26 protein-coding genes and 1 pseudogene are annotated in these 23,146 nt (G+C 43.9%); 25 read left to right on the forward strand and 2 right to left on the reverse strand.

Features of this window, described 5'->3' with window-relative positions; all coding sequences use genetic code 11:
- Nucleotide 1 precedes the first annotated feature (1 nt).
- From AC04Q6_RS01165 to AC04Q6_RS01215, 11 genes are all read left to right on the forward strand, one after another.
- A complete protein-coding gene (locus AC04Q6_RS01165; protein WP_021977754.1) occupies nt 2–544 on the forward strand; it encodes a DUF2284 domain-containing protein in 543 nt (180 codons plus the stop codon).
- A 56-nt stretch (nt 545–600) separates the two neighbouring features.
- Nucleotides 601–867 (forward strand): YabP/YqfC family sporulation protein, encoded by a 267-nt coding sequence (locus AC04Q6_RS01170; RefSeq protein WP_021977755.1) that lies wholly within the window; start codon nt 601–603, stop codon nt 865–867.
- Nucleotides 864–2,069, forward strand: coding sequence for a sporulation protein YqfD (locus AC04Q6_RS01175; RefSeq protein ID WP_476389471.1), 1,206 nt, complete (start codon nt 864–866; stop codon nt 2,067–2,069). Before AC04Q6_RS01170 ends, AC04Q6_RS01175 begins: the two co-directional genes overlap by 4 nt.
- Complete coding sequence (locus AC04Q6_RS01180; RefSeq protein WP_021977757.1) at nt 2,062–3,087, forward strand: PhoH family protein; 1,026 nt, start codon at nt 2,062–2,064, stop codon at nt 3,085–3,087. Before AC04Q6_RS01175 ends, AC04Q6_RS01180 begins: the two co-directional genes overlap by 8 nt.
- Nucleotides 3,084–3,578 carry an rRNA maturation RNase YbeY gene (ybeY, locus tag AC04Q6_RS01185; protein ID WP_021977758.1) on the forward strand — a complete coding sequence of 165 codons (495 nt, stop codon included), beginning with the start codon at nt 3,084–3,086 and terminating at the stop codon, nt 3,576–3,578. Before AC04Q6_RS01180 ends, ybeY begins: the two co-directional genes overlap by 4 nt.
- A 76-nt stretch (nt 3,579–3,654) precedes the next feature.
- Nucleotides 3,655–4,707, forward strand: coding sequence for a DUF3048 domain-containing protein (locus tag AC04Q6_RS01190; protein ID WP_118064257.1), 1,053 nt, complete (start codon nt 3,655–3,657; stop codon nt 4,705–4,707).
- Between the two features lie 122 nt (nt 4,708–4,829).
- Nucleotides 4,830–5,693: a glutamate 5-kinase gene (gene proB, locus AC04Q6_RS01195; RefSeq protein WP_021977760.1), complete on the forward strand. Its 864-nt coding sequence runs from the start codon at nt 4,830–4,832 to the stop codon at nt 5,691–5,693.
- A 17-nt stretch (nt 5,694–5,710) separates the two neighbouring features.
- Complete coding sequence (locus tag AC04Q6_RS01200; protein ID WP_118064326.1) at nt 5,711–5,932, forward strand: DUF896 domain-containing protein; 222 nt, start codon at nt 5,711–5,713, stop codon at nt 5,930–5,932.
- Nucleotides 5,910–6,470, forward strand: a complete 561-nt coding sequence (locus AC04Q6_RS01205) for a 5-formyltetrahydrofolate cyclo-ligase (protein ID WP_021977762.1) — start codon at nt 5,910–5,912, stop codon at nt 6,468–6,470. The genes AC04Q6_RS01200 and AC04Q6_RS01205 overlap by 23 nt, the downstream gene beginning before the upstream one ends.
- 49 nt (nt 6,471–6,519) lie before the next feature.
- Nucleotides 6,520–7,770 (forward strand): glutamate-5-semialdehyde dehydrogenase, encoded by a 1,251-nt coding sequence (locus AC04Q6_RS01210; protein ID WP_476389472.1) that lies wholly within the window; start codon nt 6,520–6,522, stop codon nt 7,768–7,770.
- Between the two features lie 117 nt (nt 7,771–7,887).
- Nucleotides 7,888–10,641, forward strand: a complete 2,754-nt coding sequence (locus AC04Q6_RS01215; protein WP_476389473.1) for a hypothetical protein — start codon at nt 7,888–7,890, stop codon at nt 10,639–10,641.
- Nucleotides 10,642–10,824: 183 nt separating this feature from the next.
- On the opposite strand, the gene AC04Q6_RS01220 is transcribed toward AC04Q6_RS01215, so the two are convergent.
- Both AC04Q6_RS01220 and AC04Q6_RS01225 read right to left on the reverse strand, forming a co-directional pair.
- Nucleotides 10,825–11,556: an ABC transporter permease gene (locus AC04Q6_RS01220; protein ID WP_021977765.1), complete on the reverse strand. Its 732-nt coding sequence runs from the start codon at nt 11,554–11,556 to the stop codon at nt 10,825–10,827.
- Nucleotides 11,557–11,604: 48 nt separating this feature from the next.
- Nucleotides 11,605–12,447 (reverse strand): ABC transporter ATP-binding protein, encoded by an 843-nt coding sequence (locus tag AC04Q6_RS01225; RefSeq protein ID WP_021977766.1) that lies wholly within the window; start codon nt 12,445–12,447, stop codon nt 11,605–11,607.
- 147 nt (nt 12,448–12,594) lie between these two features.
- Between AC04Q6_RS01225 and AC04Q6_RS01230 the strand changes: the two genes are divergently transcribed.
- The 14 genes and pseudogenes from AC04Q6_RS01230 (at nt 12,595) to AC04Q6_RS01295 (ending at nt 23,146) form a co-directional block, all read left to right on the forward strand.
- The gene (locus AC04Q6_RS01230; protein WP_021977767.1) at nt 12,595–13,128 is read left to right on the forward strand and encodes a hypothetical protein; all 534 of its coding nucleotides are present in this window, start codon (nt 12,595–12,597) and stop codon (nt 13,126–13,128) included.
- Nucleotides 13,129–13,202: 74 nt separating this feature from the next.
- Nucleotides 13,203–14,096, forward strand: coding sequence for a M14 family zinc carboxypeptidase (locus AC04Q6_RS01235; protein WP_021977768.1), 894 nt, complete (start codon nt 13,203–13,205; stop codon nt 14,094–14,096).
- A gap of 369 nt (nt 14,097–14,465) precedes the next feature.
- Nucleotides 14,466–14,948 (forward strand): signal peptidase I, encoded by a 483-nt coding sequence (locus AC04Q6_RS01240; RefSeq protein ID WP_118062955.1) that lies wholly within the window; start codon nt 14,466–14,468, stop codon nt 14,946–14,948.
- Nucleotides 14,949–14,952: 4 nt separating this feature from the next.
- Nucleotides 14,953–15,600 carry a TasA family protein gene (locus tag AC04Q6_RS01245; RefSeq protein WP_021977771.1) on the forward strand — a complete coding sequence of 216 codons (648 nt, stop codon included), beginning with the start codon at nt 14,953–14,955 and terminating at the stop codon, nt 15,598–15,600.
- Nucleotides 15,597–16,193, forward strand: a complete 597-nt coding sequence (locus AC04Q6_RS01250) for a hypothetical protein (protein ID WP_118062953.1) — start codon at nt 15,597–15,599, stop codon at nt 16,191–16,193. Before AC04Q6_RS01245 ends, AC04Q6_RS01250 begins: the two co-directional genes overlap by 4 nt.
- Nucleotides 16,177–17,409, forward strand: coding sequence for a hypothetical protein (locus tag AC04Q6_RS01255; RefSeq protein ID WP_294419172.1), 1,233 nt, complete (start codon nt 16,177–16,179; stop codon nt 17,407–17,409). Before AC04Q6_RS01250 ends, AC04Q6_RS01255 begins: the two co-directional genes overlap by 17 nt.
- Nucleotides 17,406–18,380, forward strand: coding sequence for a thioester domain-containing protein (locus tag AC04Q6_RS01260; protein WP_476389474.1), 975 nt, complete (start codon nt 17,406–17,408; stop codon nt 18,378–18,380). The genes AC04Q6_RS01255 and AC04Q6_RS01260 overlap by 4 nt, the downstream gene beginning before the upstream one ends.
- Nucleotides 18,355–18,948, forward strand: coding sequence for a hypothetical protein (locus AC04Q6_RS01265; protein ID WP_476389475.1), 594 nt, complete (start codon nt 18,355–18,357; stop codon nt 18,946–18,948). The genes AC04Q6_RS01260 and AC04Q6_RS01265 overlap by 26 nt, the downstream gene beginning before the upstream one ends.
- Entirely contained in the window at nt 18,908–19,957 is a 1,050-nt protein-coding gene (locus AC04Q6_RS01270; protein WP_476389476.1) for a SpaA isopeptide-forming pilin-related protein, read from the forward strand. The genes AC04Q6_RS01265 and AC04Q6_RS01270 overlap by 41 nt, the downstream gene beginning before the upstream one ends.
- Complete coding sequence (locus AC04Q6_RS01275; RefSeq protein ID WP_476389477.1) at nt 19,881–20,591, forward strand: hypothetical protein; 711 nt, start codon at nt 19,881–19,883, stop codon at nt 20,589–20,591. The genes AC04Q6_RS01270 and AC04Q6_RS01275 overlap by 77 nt, the downstream gene beginning before the upstream one ends.
- A gap of 433 nt (nt 20,592–21,024) precedes the next feature.
- A complete protein-coding gene (locus tag AC04Q6_RS01280; protein WP_476389478.1) occupies nt 21,025–21,333 on the forward strand; it encodes a hypothetical protein in 309 nt (102 codons plus the stop codon).
- Nucleotides 21,330–21,605, forward strand: coding sequence for a hypothetical protein (locus tag AC04Q6_RS01285; protein ID WP_476389479.1), 276 nt, complete (start codon nt 21,330–21,332; stop codon nt 21,603–21,605). The genes AC04Q6_RS01280 and AC04Q6_RS01285 overlap by 4 nt, the downstream gene beginning before the upstream one ends.
- Nucleotides 21,606–21,810: 205 nt before the next feature.
- Nucleotides 21,811–22,011: pseudogene (locus AC04Q6_RS01290) on the forward strand (D-alanyl-D-alanine carboxypeptidase family protein); the annotation flags it as partial.
- A 100-nt stretch (nt 22,012–22,111) separates the two neighbouring features.
- Nucleotides 22,112–23,146: a molybdopterin-binding protein gene (locus AC04Q6_RS01295; protein ID WP_021977776.1), complete on the forward strand. Its 1,035-nt coding sequence runs from the start codon at nt 22,112–22,114 to the stop codon at nt 23,144–23,146.

Here is a 23,146-nt window from a genome sequence, read left to right on the forward strand (position 1 = left end):
TATGGATATAAAAGAAAAATTTGAAGATTTTATTGCCCAGTATCCGATTTTTGAGTATCGTCTGCTGGACACAGCTGATATCAAAGTGCAGGAACGTGTACGGACAATCTGCAAACAGGAATGTGAGCGCTATGGCAGCACCTGGGCCTGTCCCCCGGCAGTAGGAGAACTTCCGGAATGTGAGAAAAAGATCCACAGTTTTCCACAGGCGATCTTTTTTTCCAGTGTGGCGGAAGTATCGGACATGATGAATATGGAAGAGATGCTTTCCACACGAATGGCACACGAAGATCTTACAGAAAAAGTCCGGGATTTTCTGGAGGGAGAAGGATATGAGACCTTTACTCTTTCCACGGAATCCTGTGATTACTGTAAACGATGTGCGTATCTGGATGGAAAACCCTGCCGTTTTCCGGAACATATGCATCCCTGTCTGGAAAGCTATGGTGTCGTGGTAAATGAGATCGTGGAACGGGAACAGATGGAATATAATCTGGGGGGAAATACCATTCTCTGGTTTTCCATGGTTCTGATCCGCAAATAATACATATGAAGAAATCCTCTGGCATAGATTAATGATAAATGCCGGAGGATTTTTTTATGAAAAAAATGTCGGAGTTTCTGGATCTGCCGGTGGAACCGGCGTTTCGTGAAACACAGGTGATCCTTACCGGAAAACGCCGGGCGATCGTTGAAAATTACAGGAATCTTCAGCGCTATACAAGAGAGGAGATCATAATTCTGACTCCGTCCGGCAGACTTGTGATCCATGGAAAACGCCTGGAAATTTCCTGTTATACAGCATTTGAAATGTGTGTCTGCGGACGGATCGAAAGCATTCTGCTTGAGGAGGGAAAGAAAAAATGATTCCTGGTTTTGTAAGACTGTCCGTTACAGGCGAACAGCGTGAACGGTTCCTGAATCTGTGCAAAAGCCGTGGGATAATGTTCAGGAGAATCGTTCAGACAGGAGAAAAAGAACTTCTGCTGACAATGCGGGTGAAAGATTTTTTTCTGATCGGTCCTCTTCGGAGGAAAACGGGTGTACATATTCATATCCTGAAAAAAAGAGGACCTGTTTTTTTTCTGCTGGCGTGCAGACGGAATAAACTCCTGCCGGCAGGAGTTCTGACGGTGATCGGAGTCCTTTTTTTTCTGTCCGGAAGGGTCTGGAACATTCATATAGAGGGGAATATTTTAAATCCTACGCCACAGCTGGTAGACTTTCTGGAAGAGAAAGGCATCTGTTGTGGAGTATCCAAAAAGAAGATCCACTGCAATGCACTGGCAGAAGAGATGCGGCGGGAGTTTCCGGAAATTACCTGGGTATCGGCAAAACTTTCCGGGACCAGGCTGGGTTTTGAAATCCGGGAAGGCGATACGAAATTATCTGAAGAAACATCAAAAGCTGCCTGCAGCCTTTTTTCAACTGTGGATGGAATTGTAGAGTCTGTGGTCACACGACAGGGCACTCCCCTGATCAAGAGTGGTGAAGAAGTAAAAAAGGGACAGGAACTGATTTCCGGTATTGTCAACATTACAGATGACAGTCAGGAGGTAGTCCGTTATGAGTATGTTCAGGCAGATGCAGATGTTTATGTACGCTATACCATTGATTATTATGATACATTTCCACTTACTATAGAGAAAAAAATTTACAGGGAAAAAGGAAAATGGAGTTTTTTTATCCGAAATAAAAACTGGATCCTGGATCTGTCTCCTGCTGCGAAGAAGAATGAGGATCGTCTGATCTGTGAATATCCGTTTGTACCTTCTGAAAATTTTCGACTCCCCATTTCCGCGGGAATCATCACCACCAGAAAATATGAGATCAGAAAAGAAAAACTGACAGAAAAGGCCGCAAAAAAACAGGCCATTCAGAGGCTTTATATTTATGAAGAAAAATTAATAGAAAAAGGGGTTCAAATATCTGAAAATAATGTTAAAATAGAAATAAAACATCAGGATTGCGTCAGCAGAGGTTCTCTTACTGTCATAGAAAAGACAGGAAAGGAAGGCCCTACAGAAAGAAAGACGCAGCCGAAAGAAAGGACACCAGAGGATGGCTAGCAGCATTATCGAATTATATGTGGATGTGCCGGCAGACCGCCAGGCGAATATTTTCGGACAGTTTGACGAGCATCTGAAGCTGATCGAAAGAACTCTGAACGTAACCATGATCTTCCGGGATGGTTCTCTTAAAATCCTGGGAAGCCAGGAGGGAGCTACACAGGCGAAGGCGATCGTGGAGGAACTGAATACCCTTGCGGGCAGAGGCAATACCATCACACAGCAGAATGTGAATTATGCACTTTCTCTTGCCATGGAGAAGATCGGTTCCGTGATGGAGGAAATCGACAAGGACTTTATCTGTAATACCATACAGGGAAGACCCATTAAACCCAAGACACTTGGACAGAAGGATTATGTGGAACAGATCCGTAAGAAGATGATCGTATTTGGAGTGGGGCCTGCAGGAACCGGTAAGACATATCTTGCCATGGCTATGGCAGTAACCGCATTCCGCAATGAAGAAGTTTCCAGGATTATTCTTACCAGACCTGCCATTGAAGCCGGCGAGAAACTGGGATTTCTTCCGGGAGATCTCCAGAGTAAGGTCGATCCGTATCTTCGTCCCCTGTATGATGCACTTTATCAGATCATGGGGGCAGACAGCTTTGCAAAAAATATGGAAAAAGGCCTGATCGAGGTTGCTCCTCTTGCCTATATGCGAGGTCGTACTCTGGATAATGCATTTATCATTCTGGATGAAGCACAGAATACCACCCCCGCACAGATGAAGATGTTCCTGACACGAATCGGTTTTGGGTCCAAGGTTATCATCACAGGCGATGCTTCCCAGAAAGACCTTCCGAAAGATGCGGTGTCAGGCCTTGATGTGGCCATGAAGGTTCTGAAGAAGATTGATGATATCGGGTTCTGCCAGCTGACCAGCAAGGATGTTGTGCGTCATCCTCTTGTACAGCAGATTGTGCAGGCCTATGATGATTATGAGAAAAAGCAGAAACCTGCCAAATCCCGGAAAGATGACAGGTATGCTGTGAAGAATAAGGAGTACAGAAGATGACCATAAATATCGAATATGAAACAGACCAGGAGCTCGGGATCGATTATGCTGCCCTTGCATCCCAGGTTGCGGATAAGGTTCTGGAAATGGAGAAATGTCCTTATGATGGACAGGTCAATCTGGTTCTTACCGATAATGAGGAGATCAAGAGAGTAAACACAGAATTCCGGAATATCCAGGCCCCTACCGATGTATTGTCTTTTCCGATGATCCCTTTCGAAACCCCGGCAGACTATTCTGTAGTGGAAGAGGATGAATCTTATTTTGATCTGGACAGTGATGAACTCCTGCTGGGAGATATCATGATCTCAGTGCCGAAAGTTTTTGCCCAGGCAGAGGAGTACGGACATAGTGTTACAAGAGAATTCTGCTTTCTGGTTGCCCACAGCATGCTCCATCTTCTTGGGTATGATCATATGACAGAGGATGAGGCGAAAGTCATGGAAGCCAAGCAGGCGAATGCACTTAAAGAGCTGGGTATCAATCGATAAGACAGATCGGAAGACAGCGTAACCGCGAAAAAAGTTAAGCGGAAGATCTTTCCGCCGGAAGAAAAGGAGGTAATATATGAGAACGAAAAAGACAGGTATTCTGGCAGGTATTATGACAGCATGCATCTGTGTCGCTCAGAGCGTCCCTGCATTCGGAGCACAGCAGGATCTGGTAGGCTTTGAGCCGAATACAGGCAGTCAGGCAGAAACACAGGTAAAGAGCTATCTTACCGGTGAGAATGTTCCCGAGAGCATCGGACGCCGGCGGCCGGTTGCCGTTATGATGGGCAACAACAGTTCCGGTGCGCCGCAGAGTGGGATCAATCATGCCGGAGTTGTGTATGAAGCTCCGGTAGAGGGAAACATTACCCGTCTTATGGGAATTCTTGAAGATTACGATCAGCTGGAACGGATCGGGTCTGTACGCAGCTGCCGCGATTATTATCTCTTTTATGCCAATGAATTCAATGCGATTTACGCGCATTATGGACAGGCGGCTTATGCCCTGCCTTATCTGGAACAGCATGTGATCGACAATCTCAACGGGATCCAGATGGGAAAACTGGCATTTTTCCGGACCAGTGACAGGAAGGCACCTCACAATGCCTATACAGATGCTGCACACCTTCAGGCTGGTATTGATGCCATGGGATACAGCCAGGAATATAAAGAAGACTACGAGGGACATTATCTTTTTGCGGAAGATGGGGTGGAAATCGTACCGGAGGATGGGATCACCGCTAATACAGTGAAACTGGATAATTTCACAGATAACCATCCATGGTATGAATACGATGAGACATCCGGGGAATACAAACGGTTCCAGTTCGGAAAGGAACATGTAGATCAGCTGGATAACCAGCAGATAACCTGCGATAATATTATCCTGCAGTATTCCTCATGCCCGGCTTACGACGGAAACGGATATCTGAACATTGATGCCATTTCCGGAGGAGAAGGTAAGTTTATTACCAGAGGAAAAGCCATCGATATCCGCTGGGAGAAAGATTCACCCTGGGGAATAACTCATTATTATGATGGAAATGAACAGGAGATCCGTTTAAATCAGGGAACTACCTGGGTTGAGATCGTACAGAACGACAGGATTGATTCTGTCACATATCAATAGAAAGCGGGAAGCGTATACAGCGAATCAGAGCCCGTATCATATAAAGAAAAAAGCAGATCCGGACAATAATATGGTTGGCCGGATCATGCAGTGAATATACAGGTATCAGGAGAATTGGAAACATGAATGCAAATTACAGAGAACGTCTGAAAGACAAGAAACGTATCGTAATCAAGATCGGATCTTCATCTTTGATCCATTCAGAAACAGGAAGACTGGATTTTCGTAAACTGGAGATCCTTGCAAGAGAACTCAGTGATCTTCACAACCAGGGGAAAGATGTGGTTCTGGTATCTTCCGGAGCCATTGCTGTGGGAGCAGCAGCTCTGGGAATGAAGGGAAAACCTGCTGAGCTTGAAAAGAAACAGGCATGTGCGGCAGTTGGCCAGGCCAGACTGATGACTATCTATCAGAAACTTTTTGGAGAATACAATCAGATGGTGGCGCAGATCCTGATGACCAAGAATACTATGGTCAATAATACCAACCGCAGGAATGCTCAGAATACCTTTAATCAGCTTCTGGCAGAGGGCGTGATCCCTATTGTAAATGAGAATGACTCTGTCTCTTCCTATGAATTCCAGAATCTGGTAAAATTCGGAGATAATGATACACTTTCTTCTGTAGTTGCGGCTCTGATCGGCGCGGATCTTCTGATCCTGATGTCTGACATTGACGGACTTTTCACGGACGATCCCAATTCCAATCCTGATGCCCGGTTTATTGACATTGTAGAAAATATGGATGACAATATGAGAAAACTTGGAAAATCTTCCACAGGAAGCAATGTGGGAACCGGTGGAATGGCAACCAAACTTACCGCTGCGATCATTGCAACAGCAGCCGGAGCGGACATGGTTATTGCCAATGGAAATGATTTCCATAATATCCACAGGATCGTGGAGGGTAAGAACTGCGGAACTTTGTTTGTTGGAAACAAGAAGGAAGAATTCTTCCTCATTGATTATATTGAGAAACTGCTGTAAGGAGAATAATTATTATGATGGACAATATCAAGATCGACAGAATCAACGCACTGGCACATAAACAGAAAAGTGTAGGCCTCACGGAAGAGGAAAAAGTAGAACAGGCGAAGCTGCGCAAAGAGTATCTGGATGCGGTAAAGGGAAGCCTTCGTGCACATCTGAATAATATCGATATCAAAGAAAAGGATGGCAGTATCACCAACCTGGGAGAAAAATATGGAAGAAAAAAAGGAAATTAGAAAAAGAATCTTTAAAGCCAGAAAAGAACATGATGATGCCTGGATTCAGGAAAAAAGCCATGTGATCACAGAGACACTGACGAAACTTCCGGAATACAGAAACGCAGAGCGGATCATGGCATATGCAGATTACAATCATGAAGTGATCACCCGTTATATGATCGAGCAGGCATGGAAAGATGGCAAAGAAGTGGCTGTACCGAAGGTATTCGGGAAAGATATGATATTTTATAAACTGACGGATTTTTCACAGCTGGAATCCGGTTATTTTGGAATTCCGGAGCCAAGGGAAGACGGAGAAACTGTTTCATGGGAAGATGCCATGATGATCATGCCGGGAGTTGCATTTGATGAGAAATGTGACCGTGTAGGCTATGGCGGCGGTTTTTATGATCGATTTCTGGAGAAACATCCGGGAATCTGCAGAGTTGCGGTAGGTTTTTCCTTCCAGATCCTTCCGGAAGTTCCCACAGAACCGACAGATATCCGGCCACAGGTTGTTGTTACCGAAGAAAAGATCTATCGCGATATGCAGTAAAATGCTGAAATGCAATAAAGAGACAGAAAGAAAGGCAGGAGTATTTGAAATGAATGAAATGCTTGAAAAACTGGGACAGAATGCAAAAGATGCAGAGACCGTTCTTCGAAATCTTTCTACAAATGATAAAAACAAAACCCTTGAAGCTGCAGCAGCAGCTCTTGTGGAGCACACAGAAGAAATTCTGAAAGCCAATGCCCTGGATGTGGAAAACGGAAGAAAAAATCAGATGTCAGAGGGCCTCATTGACCGTCTGATGCTGACACCGGAGCGTATTGAGGGAATGGCAGACGGACTTCGCCAGCTTACAGGTCTTGAAGATCCGATAGGAGAAGTTACCGGCATGAAAAAACGTCCCAACGGACTTATGATCGGACAGAAACGGGTACCACTAGGCGTGATCGGAATCATTTATGAGGCACGCCCAAATGTAACTTCTGATGCGTTCGGACTTTGCTTTAAAACCGGAAATGTTGTCATCCTGAAAGGTGGAAGTGATGCCATTCATTCCAATACCGCGATTGTGGAATGTATCCGTGAAGCCGTGAGATCCTGCGGGATTACTGAGAATGCGATCCAGCTGATCGAAGATACTTCCAGGGAGACAGCAGCAGAATTTATGAAGATGAACGCATATGTAGACGTTCTCATACCACGGGGAGGACGAGGCCTGATCAAAGCGGTCGTAAACCAGAGCACGATTCCGGTGATCGAGACAGGAACCGGCAACTGCCATATTTATGTGGATGAAACCGCAGATCTTCAGATGGCTGCTGATATTGTGATCAATGCCAAAACACAGCGTGTAGGTGTGTGCAATGCCTGCGAATCTCTTCTTGTAAACCGCAAGGTAAAGGACGCTTTTCTTCCGGTTCTGGCAGAGCGCCTGAAAGAGAAGCATGTGGAAGTGCGTGCGGATAAAGATGCCGGTGCACTGATGCCGGAATCTGTTCCTGCGACAGAAGAAGACTGGGGAACAGAATATCTGGATTATATTCTTTCTGTAAAAGTAGTGGATTCTGTAGAGGAAGCCATTGCACATATTAATAAATATAATACAAAACATTCAGAGGCGATCATTACCAATGATTACAGCCATGCTCAGAAATTCCTGGATGAGGTAGATGCGGCGGCCGTTTATGTGAACGCATCCACGCGGTTTACCGATGGAAATGAATTTGGGTTTGGTGCAGAGATTGGAATCAGCACTCAGAAACTTCATGCACGAGGACCAATGGGACTTCTTGCACTGACGACATCCAAATATATCATTTACGGAAACGGACAGGTCCGTCCGTAAGCGGATGCCCGGTAAAGCGGAGTGTTGCATCCGCTTTACTTTTTTTGGACGGTGTGCTATACTTTTTCTGATTATTGAATTGAATAGACAGATCAACTCGAACAGGAGGACTTATAAATGAAAAAAAAGCAACTTTTTGCAGTCCTGCTTGCCGGTTCCATGACAGTGGGAATGGCACCTGCCGCAGCATTTGCTGCTGAAGATACAGGCGCAGCAGCTGCCGAGGCCCAGGCTGCAGAGGAGAATACAGGAGCTGCAGATGGCACAGAGTTTGATGCCCAGACAAATGTAGACGGAGCGGACAGCCAGCAGGAAGATACAGATGGACAGGCGGATGCTCAGACTGATACAGATGCCGGGGCACAGGCTGCAGTAGATGCTGAGGCCCAGGCAGCAGCAGAAGCGCAGGCTCAGGCAGAAGCAGAAGCACAGGCTCAGGCCGAGGCTGCCCAGCAGCAGCTGGAACAGGAACAGGCGGCGGCTGCTGCGGAGACAGCGGAGCAGGGAACTGTGGTAAAAAGTGAAGAAGAACTTCAGAAAGTTATCAATGAAGCTCCGGAACTGAGTGATACGACGAATGTACAGGAGTCAGATCTTACAAAGATTATTATCAGTGGAACGATTTCCCTTACAAACACTGTTACAATTCCGGCAAATAAAGGAATTGCAATTGTCGGAGAAGATGAGAATGCCAAAATTGAGCGTGCGGACAGCTATGCCGGCAATCTTTTCGAGGTAAACGGTATCCTTTACATGGCAAAGAGAGATGTTGCGGAAGGAGCCGGAACACTCTCTGTTGATGGTTCCGTTGAAGGTGAAACACAGGTGACAGGTTCTCTGGTCCATGTAGCATCCGGTGCGAAATTTGCCATGACAACAGGCATTACTCTTACCAATAATACGACAACTGCAAGAGGAGCAGCTATTTTTAATGAAGGTGGAACTGTTCAGATCACAGGCGGTCAGATCAGTAACAATCATTCTGATGGTGGAGCTGTCTACAGTACAGGTATGATCCTTGTAAAGAAAGGTGACGGAGCAGCAGATACTGAGCCAACGATCACCGGAAATACAAAAACAGACGGCCAGACAGCAGCCAATGTAGTGCTTGCAGGTACAGACGGAAAAATTGTTGTCAATGGAGAGATCACGTCTCCAAAGATCGGTTTTTCTGTAGAAAATGCGGCAGAGAATTATGTTGCTATCGCAAAATCTGAAGATGTCACAGATGAAGCTTTTAAAGCAGCGCTTGGCGTTCTGGCTCCACAGTATGAGGGAGATAAGAATTTTAAAGTAGATACCACTACAGGAGCACTCGTCTCCAACAGACCGACCGTTAAGATCACAGACTCTACATGGAAGAACGGATCAACTACCGCAACAGCAACGATCACCTCAGATAAAGACGGTACATACTACTATAAATGGGTTGCGAAAGGTGCAGCAGCTCCATCCATAGATGACGCCACTGAGGGCGTAGCGATCGCAGCTGGAGAAACAGCAAGCGTTTCTCTTAAGAACCTTACAGGCGGCGCAGTTGATCTCTATGTATGGGTAAAAGCAACGGATGGATCTGTAAATGCAGAGCCTGCAAAAAAGACCATTACACAGACTGCGGCTCCGGTTACCAAACCAGTTATAAAAGCCGTTGGCTCCAAGTGGTCAAGCCGTACAAAGGTATCCATAACCCTGAATACTACCAAAGCAGGAACCTGTTATTATAAATGGGTAGTACGTGGTAAAACTGCAAAAAATGATAAAAAGAACAAAGTTGATGTTTCCAAAGCAGGTAATTTCTCAATCCCGCTGGATAAGCTTGATTCCAAGAACAAGATTGATCTTCTGGTATGGTTCGAGGATAAAGACAAACAGGAAGTCTCCAAGAGGATCAAACTGCTTGAATCCAAACGTCCGAAAGAAACCACTACCACGAAAGCGTCTCTCCGTTGGACCGGATTAAGCTGGCGTGATCATTCTTCCGCTACGGTTACCTGTATCATCGGTGCAGATGGTGTATGTAACTACACCTGGAAAGTAAAAGGATCCGATAAAGACGGTGGAAGCGGAAGCATAAATATCAAAGCGGATAAATCCTTTAATATCGAACTTAATAATCTTCCGGATAAAGAAATTGAAGTATACCTCACAGCGAAAGATTCCAAGGGAAAAGATATTGATTTACAGCCAACGATCAATGGTGTTGTAAAAACAGCAAAATCCTTTAAGATTACACTGTCTCAGTCTTCAAGACCGGCAACTCCGACACCATCTCCGACTAATGTACCGGGAGCAAATATTCCGCCTGTAACAGACAGTATTGTGCAGGGACTGGATGATGCACTTCAGTTCTATCCGAATACCTTCTATGATTTTACGGTTATCGGTGCAGGAACGACAAATCCGAATCCAAATGAGGGTGATGTGAAGTGGGTTCCGCTTTACTGGAGCACTGCTGCCAATCCAACTGCCAAACAGCAGCATACAGCATGGAAGATCGGCTCTACCAAAGGAATTAAAAAAGCAGATACTTACAATCTGTATGTATTCTTCCAGAAATATGTTTACACCAATGGTAACTGGCAGCCGCTTGATACCATCGAGTCTGCGGTATATCAGTTCAAATCTGCAGAGTTAACTCCGTCGGGAACTCCTGGTGCGGATGGTACAGACGGTCAGACAGGTACAGATCCGGATGCAACGGTAACAGGAGAGGCATCAGCAACTTCCTCCAATGGAGGTAATGGAAGTACTTCCAGAAGTGCGGTATCTACAGCCGATAATTCACCGATCGGAACAATGTCAGCACTTGCCGTGGCATCACTTCTTGCAGGCGGATATGTAATTGTGAGAAGAAGAAAAAAAGATATCTGATCACGGAATAGGATAACAAAGATATAACAAAAATCACCGGTTTCTCAATCTTCAGAGAAGCCGGTGATTTTTTGTCAGATATATAATTGTTATTCGGTTATGAGCAAGTAGCGAATATGGCTTGCGAATATCTGCTTGACAAGTTTTGTTCAATGAGCAGAAACCATCAGTTGCAGAGCATGGTTACAGATTTTTCTTCTTATAGATAAACCAGGAAGCGGCAATGCTGAATGCAACAAGATAAGCTGCCAGGATCAGAATACTGATGTAGTTTACCGCACCGCCGGAAGCAATGGTACGGATCAGATGGCTGGTCTGCGACAAAGGAAGTGCAGCCACGAAATTGCCGAGAAATCCCGGAATCTTTTCTGTAGAGAAGAATGTGTTACACAGAAAAGCCATTGGCATAATGATATAGTTGGAAAAACGGGGCACATCCGCATGATTTTTCGCAAGGAAAGAAACGACAACTCCAATTGCGGAAAATACAGCACCATTTAAAAACATTACCAGCAAAGACCATCCATTGAAGACCAGTCCCGTTCCAATGGGCATAGTTAGCAGAAGAATGATTCCGCCTGCATAAAGACCGCGGAGACTGCCACCGATGATCTGACCTGCAATAAACTGCCACAGAGGAGTTGGCGAGATCATGACCTGGTCAAATGCCTTCTCGTAAAGACGCTGTACGTTTAAGTTTTGGGCAATTGCATTAAAACTTCCGTTCATAGTAGTCAGTGAAACGACTCCGGGGATCAGGAAGTTCAGATAAGGTTCCCCGTGGGAAGAGGTCTGTATTCCCATTCCGAAAACAATAAGATACATTAAAGGTGCGATCATGGCAGCCAGTGTGATCTTATAAAAATCTCTTCGAAATTCTACCCATTTTTCCCATAAAATAGTAAGTATTCCCATGATATTCATCGTCCATTCTATTAAATTAGTAATATGATATATGGCAGATCATCGCTGCATCAGGTGTCTGCCTGCACGTTCTACAAAAACATCTTCCAGAGTTGTTTCACGAAGGGTACACTGCCCGTCCAGAGAGGACAGAAAAGCAATAGCATCAGCTCTGCTGTGAAAATAGTGGCTTTTGGGACCTTCGGGAGTTTCCTGGTCAACGGTATATTTACCCAGACTTTCGATCAGACCGGAGGGCGTGTTGATCTCTTCCAGTTTGCCGTGATCCATAAGCGCTACCCGGTTGCAGAGAGACTGAGCTTCCTCCATATAATGAGTGGTTAAAAGAATGGTAAGATTTTTTCCGTTGAGCTGACGGAGAAGATTCCACATCTGCCGCCTGGAGAGCGCATCCATTCCTGCAGTAGGTTCATCCAGAAGAAGAATTTCGGGACTTGTGAGAAGAGCGCGGCATACCATGAGTTTTCGTTTCATTCCTCCTGAAAGCTTACGTACCGTACGTTTTCGAAAAGGAAGAAGTCCGCAGAAATCCAGAAGTTCTTCTGTTTTTTCTTTGATTTCTTTCCTGGGCATGAAATAAAGACGTCCCTGATATTCCATGATCTCATCCATATTCATATCCTGACGCATGGAATATTCCTGTGTGATCACACTGATCTTACGTTTCAGATCCGGTCGGTTGCGTCCCAGTGTCTGTCCATTGATCAGGATCTCTCCGGCAGTGGGCAGAAGCAAAGTGGAAAGCAGACTGATCGTAGTAGTTTTGCCGGCACCATTGGGACCAAGAAGTCCAAAAAATTCGCCGGTTTCTATGCGAAGATCCAGAGAATCCACAGCAGTAAAACTGTCGAAGGTTTTGGTGAGATTTTTAGTTTCGATCATCTCTGTTCATTCCTTTCGTTTGTACACAAATTTCTCTCTATTATACTTGAAAGCAGGGAACATTTCAACAGGCGGAAGGGTTCTTTACAGAAAACATGCATTGTGCTATAGTGATACAAAAAGAATGGGAAAATGGAGAGAAAAGAAATGAAATACATGATAAAGATAATGCCGGTACTGTTTCTCGCACTGATGCTGGCAGGGCCGGTATCTGTGGCTGCGGCGCAGAAGGAAAATGGAATAGAAACAGATCTGGAGGATGGGGAATATTCCATACAGGTAGATCTGGAAGGTGGCAGTGGAAAAGCCAGTGTATCTTCTCCAACACTGATGCTGGTGAAGAATGGCAGAATGTATGCAGAACTTCAGTGGAGCAGTTCCAATTATGATTATATGATCGTTGACGGGGAGAAGTTCCAGAACGAAAGCGAAGAGGGCAGAAATTCTGTATTTACCATACCAGTTACTGCGTTGGATGATAAGATGGAAGTGATCGCAGATACACTGGCCATGGGGGCACCTCATGAAATTGATTATACGCTGACTTTTTATGAGGCTTCCATTGGATCAAAGGGGCAGCTGCCCCAGGAAGCCGCCAAGAGAGTGGTTGCGGTTGCCATGGTGATCATTGTAGGTGGCGGAATCCTGAATTATTTTGTGAATAAAAGGAATCGGTGTTAAGATACCGGTTCTTTTTTTATGCTTTCCCGCATACATAGATAATAAAATGACGGAAAGATCGGGGGAAAGAAAAGATGGAAACAGTACAGGAAAAAACCTATGAAAATATTTATTATCTGCTCTGGGAAGCGGCTCAGAGATATCAGAAATTCACACAGTTCCGTGTGATCGGAAAAAGCCACGATGACCGGATGATCCCCATGCTTGAAATAGGGACCGGAGATCTATGTATTTTCTGTATAGCTGGTTTTTCCGGAACAGATGGGCAGATGTCGGACAGGCTTGCGGAAACAGCAGTGGAACTTTGCCGGAATTATGAGTGTGGATGGACTGTTCAGGAATTTTATGAGGTGAGAAAACTTCTGGATCAGACAAGACTTTGTATTATTCCGGTAGTGAATCCGGATGGATATGAGATCTGCCGAAAAGGCTATGGAACTGTGCGTAATCCAATCTTTCGGCAGATGCTGAAAATGCAGGATGTTCCCTGTGATGAATTTGTGTGCAATGCCAGGGGAATGGATCCGGCTTTAAATTTTCCGACCAGTTTTTGCAACAGAAAAAAGATACACCAGCAGCCGGCAAGTGAAAATGAGACAAAAGCACTGATACGCATCTTTCAGGAATATGCAAGCAGGGGGCTCCTGGTTTTTTGCAGTTCAGGAAAAAAGATCATCTATTACAGGCAGGAACAGGGATTTTCTGCTGGTCAGAAAGGCTATCGCCTGGCGCGTCATCTGAAAAAATGTACAAGAGGAAAACTGGAACGATATTCTATGGATTATGAGAAACAGTCGGACCGCAGAAATATGGGAAGGCCTGAACAGTTTTATGGCGAAACAATACATCAGCCGGCTTTTCGAATCGAAATTCCGGTTACAGGAAAAAACAGAGAAGAGGAGAAAAAAGAAATACAGGAGATCATGATGATTCCGCTGGAGTGCATTTATTCTCTTACGCAACAGTAATTGCCGGGAACTGCCGGAGTAAAAGACTGTGGCAGTTCCTTTCTGGAATTCTCTGGAAAGTCGGAATTTATGGTCGAATTTTGTCGGACGAATTTCGTTGACTTATCAGCAGTCCGGTTTTATAATAACAACATCTGAAACAGATCTTATTTTTATCTATAAGCGTCTTTATAAGACGAACTTTTCGGAACGGTTCCGTTCCATATGATATCCACAATTTTTATTGCGAAACAGACAGAAAGCAGGTTTTTATGGACCAGTATATTTGGGGCCGGTCGCCGCCAGATCTTTCGGACGATCGGGATAAAAAACTTCTTTTCCCACAGCAGGAAATCTTTGTCAAAATAGTATATAAAACAGAATATAGAAATGAAAATATTGTTTCGATGTATATTTAATGCAGCTTTGTTTTTGATGCTCATAGTTGCTATGGTACTTCTCCTTCCGGGTCTTTTCGGGATACGCCCATATGTGGTTTATTCCGGATCCATGGAACCGAAGATTCCAACAGGAGCCGTTGTTTTTACAAAAGAAGGAGCGTATTCCCCTGAAACGGGAGATATTATCACATTTCATAATGAAGATACCGTTGTTACACACAGAGTTGTGAAGAAAGAAGAAGGTACCTTTATTACAAAAGGCGACGCCAACAAGAACGCAGATCCGATTCCTGTGGCAAAGTCGCAGATCATCGGGCGGGTGGTCTTTTGCCTGCCTTATCTGGGCTATATCATATATTTTCTGAAAGCCCGGATCCCATTTACTGCCGTATGTATTATGGCAGGTCTGTCAGTGATCTCTGATCTGGCATATACCCCAAAAAAGAATAAAAAAAATTGCATGGAGGAATGAATTTATGATGAAAAACAGAAAAATGGTAAAAGGAATCGCACTTGGAGCAATGATCGCAGCACTGGCAGCTGGAGGAACTGCGGCATATCTTACAGATTTTGAAACAACTACCAACAGTTTTACAGTGGGTAAAGTAGATATTGAACTGGATGAACCAGGGTGGAAACCGGAAGAGAATACAAAGATTGTTCCTACTCAGGTGATCAAAAAAGATCCATATGTAAAGAATGTTGGCGTAAACGAAGCGTTTGTGTATCTGGAGGTGTCGGTGCCTGTCAGTGAAGTAATTACCGCGGCTCAGGACGGGACCAGAAATGCCCTGGCAAAAACAGAACTTTTCAGTTATGCAAAGAACAATGACTGGACACAGCTGGAAAAAAAGGAAATCGGACAGAATATGGTGTATACCTACGCTTACAACCATATTTTAAATCCGGGAGAAAAAACAACAACACTGTTTGACACAGTAACTTTTGCCAATATCATTGAAGGACAGCTGGATACACAGCAGCTGGATATGCCGGTGCGTGCTTATGCGATTCAGTCCATGAATACCGGGGATGACAGTACAACTGTTCTGGAACAGGCCAAGGCTGCATATCAGAAATATGTAAATCAGAATAAAGGACAGGCTGGTGGTGTCACCAGATGAAAAATCTGAAAATTTCTGTATGTTTTTTTCTTACTGCCGGTTTTCTTTTGACAGCAGGAACAGCTGCATATCTTTCCGCTTCTGATCAGAAAGTAAATACACTGGCAGTAGGACATGTGACAACAGAAATAGAAGAAAATTTTCCGGATCCGACTCCGACACCAGTGGAAGAGAATCCCTCCTATATTAAAGAAATCTGGGCAGGAAACTTTTCCGGTGGTGAAAGAGGATTTCATGCGGATTGTTATGTGAGAATGGCTCTTTCCTACTCCAATTATGATGTTGGAAAAGGGGTGGAACTTCTTGGACTGGATACAGTAAACTGGCTGTATAACAATGAAGACGGGTATTATTACTATCGAAATGTTGTCACGGAAGGAGAGAAAACCACACCTTTATGCAGCGGATTCCGCATTGATTCGTCTAAGATCGATGATACATATAAGGACAGTATTACTGACTTTGAGATCAATGTGTATGAAGAATCGGTTCAGGCAGAAGGATTTTCTGATTTTGAAAGTGCCTGGAACTATTTTAAAAACCCGATATCTGCAGATACAGAGAGGAGTGAAAAGCTTGAAGAAATTTCTTAAATGGATACTGGCGGGAATTCTGACAGCTGGCAGTATTGCAATGTGTGTATCTGCGTATGGAAAATTTTCGGATTCAGTAACTGTGACGAACCATATTTCTACCGGTGATATCAATATTTCGATGAAAGAACTGGAAAAAAAGAATGGAAAAGAAATTTTGTATCAGAATCAGAAAATGGTCCTTCCTGGTGACAGGATATCCAAAATCCCAAGGATCACAAATCGTTCGGAACCGTGTTGGGTAAGAGTGAAGATCACGTATGCAGATAACCTGGAAAACCGAAAAGGATTAAATGACACCAATCTGACGGGAATGCCGAAATACTGGGTAAAAAAAGGTGCGTATTTTTACTGTACCAGAAAGCTGGAGCAGGGAGAAAGCGCAGATATCTTTACCGGAGTGACAATACCGGAAGAATGGACAGAACCTTATCAGGAGAAAAAACTGGGGATCACGATCGTGGCAGATGCCATTCAGGCTGCAAATTTTTCACCGGATTTTAATGCTATGTCGCCCTGGGGAAATCAGGAGATCCTGCGATGCATACATGATACCAACGGCCGGGTTGTAAAACGGAAGAGTCAGGTTAAGCTCAGGGTAGTATTTGAGAGAGACGCACATAAACTGATCGCGGCTCCGGAAGATTTCTTTGCAGGATTTTCTGCGGCAATGCCGGGAGATGTTCTTGAGGATTCTGTTAAGATCAAAAATGCAACGGAAAATACGGCGGAGATTTTTTTCCGCACTTCAGCGGAATGTAAGTCTGTGAAAGATCAGGAATTTCTGAAAAAGTTAAAGCTTGTGATATCAATGGATGGAAAGAAACTGTATTCCGGAGATCTTTTGGCTGTTTCTCTGAATAAAGCTGTTTCGCTGGGAATATTCCAACCGGGAAAATCCGGAGAAATGAAGTTCCAGATTACAGTTCCGTCAGAGCTTAATAATGATTTTGCACTTCGTAACGGGGATGTAAAATGGATATTTTCCGTAGAAGAAGATCAAAAAGAAAAAATACAGCCATCTCAAACTCTTGCCGGGCAGTCCGAAAAAGAAGAAAATTCTGATGGATATTCCAGGAAAACAGGAGCTCCCTCCGGGAAAACAGCTCCGGTAAAAACAGGAGATGATACAGGAATCCGATTTTTCCTGATTTTGGAAGGAGTGTCCCTTCTTGCCGGAATTCTGGTACTCAGGAAAGGAGGAAGAAAAAATTGAAAAGAAAAATAACCGGTACATTGCTGGCACTGCTGATCTCTGGTTCCTCCATAGCTGCTTCTGCCAGTACGGTTATGGGAATCTCTTCAGAATATCTGCCAGAGATAGAGGAAGCTGTGGAAAATGAAGATCCAGAAGATGGTGGATCAGAAACAGAAAGTATACAGCAGGAACAAAATGTAGTTTCTGATACAGAAGAAACACTGGCACAGGGTGATTCCGAAACAGAGATTTCGGAAAATAAACAGTCTGGAAATTTTTCTGAAAATGATAAGAAAACAGCAGAAATTTTTTCAGAAGAAGAGCAGCAGTCCGGTGAGGAAGCGGATTTTGCGGTCTTTTCGGAGGAAAATGCAGATCTTCTGACCGGAAACAGCGAAGAAGCACAGGAACTGATCCAGGATATTGAAAATGGAGAAATGATTGCGTTTTCACCGGCTCTTGCGGAGAGTTTTACGCAGACGGAAAGTGCACAGGTAACGGCAGACGACAATGAGACTCTTGCGGTTACTGCGTTGGGTGCTTCTCAGTACTACCTGGATGTCTGGACAAGAGTTTACTGTGATGAAATCTGGACAGCTGCAAATGATTTCTGGGGATCCGGAAACCAGACCCGCATGGGCTGCACTTATCGATCCGTACACTATGTAGATGATACGGGAGCAGAAAAAGTTTCTCCCTTATATTGTCTGAAAGCCACAAAAGATGGCGTGGACAGCACTACACTGAAAAATGATGCAGTCAAAGTGCTGAAAAATTCTACAGTTCAGAAACTGCTGTATTTTGGATATGGCGGTCCGGGAGATCTGGGAACCAGTTATGATCCATCCTGCGGTCACATAAACTGGTCGAAATGGCAGAATCGATATGTTTTTACACACATTGCTCTTTCTAAAGCATATTTTAATGATTGTGGCTATGCGACAGAAACTGAGGTGGAGCATCGTGGGAATCAACCGTTTCCTGAATAAGATCAGGACATTAACGATTCCACCCAGAAATAAAGCTGCTTTGTCTGTTTATGGAGAAAACGGCTGGATATCTGCAACTGGTCAGACAATTCCACTTAGTGTATTTCGATCGAGGCCGGACAATCTGCCGTATATACCGAATAGTATGAAAAACGGATTTCAGATGAGCCCGCTTTTGAAAATAACAGATGGAGGAAAAGCGGGAAATGGGATTATAATAACCAGGCCGGCCACAGCAACCTGGCAGCTTGCCTATTGGGAAAGTGCAGCAGACCGGGAAGCACATCTGACAAGTCCGAATATGATGAGTGGTACAAGTCTGACTCTGAAAGATGGGGCCCGCTTTTACCTGATCTTTCCACTGGAGACGTCAGCATCACAAAAGTATTCCTGTAAAATGCTGTTACAGCCGGTTTCTTATATTCTGGTAGATGGAAAATCACAGACAGGAAAAGATGGAGTGCAGGATTTTGGAGCATACGTATATCAGGGAACAAGAGGACAGCTCACGTTTTCAATGAAACCATTTGGTTACGGAAAATGTAAAAATTACCAAGACAGAGGCTAATACCGGAAAAAAGATTGCAGGTGCACAGTATGCGATCTATGCGGCAGAAGCATTGAAGTCCGGTTACCGTACCAGATATAAAAAAGATCAGAGGATAGAGATCGGAACCACAGATAAAACGGGAGTTTACACATTTTCCAAATTGATTCCGGGTAAATATTATGTGAAAGAAATAAAGGCACCAACAGGCTATCTCTTAAGCACAGCGATTAAAAGTTTTACTGTTTTATCCGGAAAAACAACGGCTGTAAGTGTGACAGATATTATGGATATCAGTGGAACAGTTGTTATTACAAAAAAAGATGGTGATACCGGAGATCCGCTTGCCGGTGCGGCATTTACTTTATATGAATGGAGCAAGAAGACAGGAAGTTATGGAAAAACCGGAAAAGCACTGACTTATGACAAACAGAAGCGAACCTATAATTCGGAAAAATTTTCTTATACGGAGGATAATCAGGGAAAATTCCGCATCCGTGAGACAAAAGCACCTGTAAATTATACTGGAAACTGGCAGAAAGATATCAGGCTGACAGAGCCAGGAACAGCTAAAACCTTTACCTTTGAAGCCCTGAATTATCAGAAAAATAAAAGGAAAATTGAAATCCGGAAAACGGATGAAGAAACCGGAGATATTCTGGAAGATGCAGAGTTTAGGCTGTATGAATACAGTGCTGCCAGGAAAGCGTATAAGACAACAGGAACAGTTCTGCAATATGACAGTGAACAGCAGCTTTATGTCAGTGAAGAACTTTTGCAGACAGCTGATAATACCGGAAAATTTAAAATAACAGAAACCAGGAATCCGAAAGGATATGAAGGAAAATGGGAACAGGAAGTAGATATATCAGATGAAAGCGTAAGTCTTTTTCTGGAAGTACAGAATAAAAAAGTACCAGAATATAAGGGAGTTATCCGCCTGAAAAAAACAGATGTATATACCTGGAGAGCCGCTTACCGGAGCGGAATTTACAGTTTATCAGTGGAACCAGGAAAAGAAAGCCTATGAAGATGATCTGGGCGAAAAGAGAATTTTAAGATATGACAGCGACAGAGAATCGTACTATACGGAAGAACTTCTGATCACAGAGGAAAACGGTGGGAAGTTCCGGATCGTGGAAACAAAAAATCCGGAGAACTACAAAGGCAATTATGACAAAACCGTTGTTTTTGAGAAAAAAGAAGGTGCGTTGACGAGTGAGATTTTTCTGCAGGCCGAAAATACACCTGTGATCCTGCCTTTTGGAACGATTACTGTAATGAAGAAAATAAAAGAAGCGGATATTATCTGGGCGCATGGAAATCCAACATTTTTCTTTTCTGTAGAAGGAACAGATCTGGCGGGCGTTTCTCATCATTATGAAGATTATGTGACTTTTGTGCCAGACAGTTACGAAGTGGATGAAAATGGCTATGCCGTTGCCGCAGTTACATTTCAGAATATTCCCCTGGGTCAGTATACAGTCTGGGAAAAACCTGTTTTACCGGTGCGATTCCTGAAAGAAATCCTGGCAAATACAGAAAATGTCCGGATCGTGAAAGAAGCAGAGGCAGCCTATGGAAAAGATCCAAAAGAAATTGCCACAGGTGTTGCTGCCTTAACAATGGAAAACAGAGAGGCATCTCTTACTTTTTGTGAATGAAAAAGCCAGAGATGACAGGTATTCTCACAATGACTGTATAAAAAATACGATTCCCTCTACTGTTTTCATAAGAAAGAGACCGGGAGAATGGAAGCAAAGAGCTGTTGTTCTCTGCGGTCTGTTTTGGGATTTCTGGCATATTTCAGGACAGAAGCCTTTTTAAAATAGAACAGAGAGAATTTTATAGGAGTGAGTTTATCGAAATACAGCAGGATCAAAAAGAGTATAGTGGTATGGAGCATAGCACTGAATTTTATTTTCAGCCCTCTTGGTGTCCGGGGAGAACCTAGACAGAAACGCTGGAAAATTCAAATGAGAACCTTGTCGAAGCACCAGGTGCGGTACTGATGGAGAAAGAGACAGGCACAGTGATCTATTCCGGAGATCGACGGATATCGAAGAGAAGCCCTGCGAGAGAACATTTTCAAAAATTATGACGCTGATCCTGATCTCTGATGCCATTCGGGATGGCGCGAGCTGCATTTGGATGATACGATCGCGGAGCAAGCGCTTATGCGAGATCCATGGGCGGTTCCCAGGTATATCTGGAAGAAGGGGAGCAGACTACCAAAAAGCAGAAACCATGATCAAATGTATTGTGATCGCATCCGGAAATGATGCCAGCGTGGCAATGGCAGAACATCTTGCAGGGACTGAGCAGGCCTTCGTGGAACAGATGAATCAGAGGGCAGAGAAACTTGGCATGAAGAACACACATTTTCTGTGGATTGTTGTGGGTTGACAGAATCAAAAGATCATTATACCACTCCTTATGATATTGCACTTATGAGCCGGGAACTGATCAGTCGGTATCCGGAAGTTCTTACATATTCGTCGGTATGGATGGAAGATATTACCCATGTAACCAGAAAAGGTTCCTCCAAATTTACTCTGACGAATACAAATAAACTGCTTCGGAGTTATGAAGGATGTATGGGACTGAAAACAGGAAGTACCAGTATTGCCAAATATTGTCTGAGTGGCAGTGGCACAAAGAGAACGGGATTACGCTGATCGCTTCTGTGATGGCAGCGCCGGACCCCAAAACAAGATTTCGTGATGCGGCTGCACCTTGTAAATTATGGCTTTTCAAAATGTATATTATATACAGATGATGTACCGGAAAAATTGAAACCTCTGAAGATGCGAAAGAGGAGTAAAGCAGGAAGCCAGTCTTGTCTATAAAGGAAAATTCCGATATCTCAGTACAGATGGAACAAAACCGGATCATGTGAAAAAGAAAGTGGTTCTTCCAGAAGAACAGACTGCTCCGGTGAAAAAAGGAGAAAAAGCCGGAAAACAGGAATACTATCAGAATGGAAAGAAAATAGGAAGTATTGATATCCTGTATGGAGAGACAGTACAAAAAGCGGATTATCACGACTGGCTGAAACGTGCGGCATGGGAATATCTTTTATAGGCAGCATTTTGTAAATGCAAACATGTTTTTGACAAAAATGCCTGACAGGATGTATAATAAAGCGGATTGGAGAAATAACAGAACAGAGAAGGGATTTTGCATGAAAGAGATCAGAACAGAAGATGCAGTAGGACACATTCTGTGCCATGATATCACACAGATTATAAAAGATGAAAAAAAAGGCGTTCTTTTCAAAAAGGGGCATGTGGTAAAAGAAGACGATATACCGCTTTTGCTCTCAGTAGGAAAAGAACACCTTTTTGTCTGGGAAAAAAAAGAAGGAATCCTTCATGAAAATGAGGCGGCAGAAATTCTTTACAGAATCTGTGCGGGCGATTCCTTGAAAATGCATGGAACAGATATCAAAGAAGGTAAGATAGAAGTGGTATCAGAAATAGATGGTGTTCTGAAGATCCGACGAGAAGCACTTGTGGCAGTCAATTCTCTTGGAGAGATGATGATCGCATCCAGACATGGGGACTTTCCGGTAAAAAGAGGAAATAAGATCGCAGGGACCAGAATTATTCCTCTTGTGATCGAAAAAGAGAAAATGGACGCTGCCAAAGAAGCTGCAGGAGAGTATCCTGTTTTTGATATCCTGCCCTATCATCAAAAAAAAGTCGGTATTGTCACAACCGGAAGTGAGATCAGAAAAGGCCTGATCCGGGATACATTTACTCCTGTGCTGAAAGAAAAACTTTCTGAATTTCCAACTGAAATCATCGGGCAGGTAATGCCGGGTGATGACAAAGCACTGATCACAGAAGAAGTTCTTTCTTTTGCAGATGAGGGGGCGGATCTGATCATCTGTACCGGAGGAATGAGTGTGGATCCTGATGACCGAACCCCCGGAGGAATCCGTGATACGGGAGCGGAGATCATAACTTATGGCGCACCGGTACTTCCGGGAGCAATGCTTCTGGTGGCATATCTGAAACGGAATGGAAGACAGATTCCGGTACTCGGCCTTCCGGGATGTGTCATGTATGCAAAAAGGACAGTATTTGACCTGATCCTTCCGAGAATAATGGCAGATGATAAAATAAAAGCGGAAGAAATTAACGCACTTGGAGAAGGTGGACTCTGTCTGAACTGTCCGGTCTGTACATTCCCGAATTGTGGTTTTGGAAAATAA

This window comes from Blautia sp. HA9023 (genome assembly GCF_056504095.1).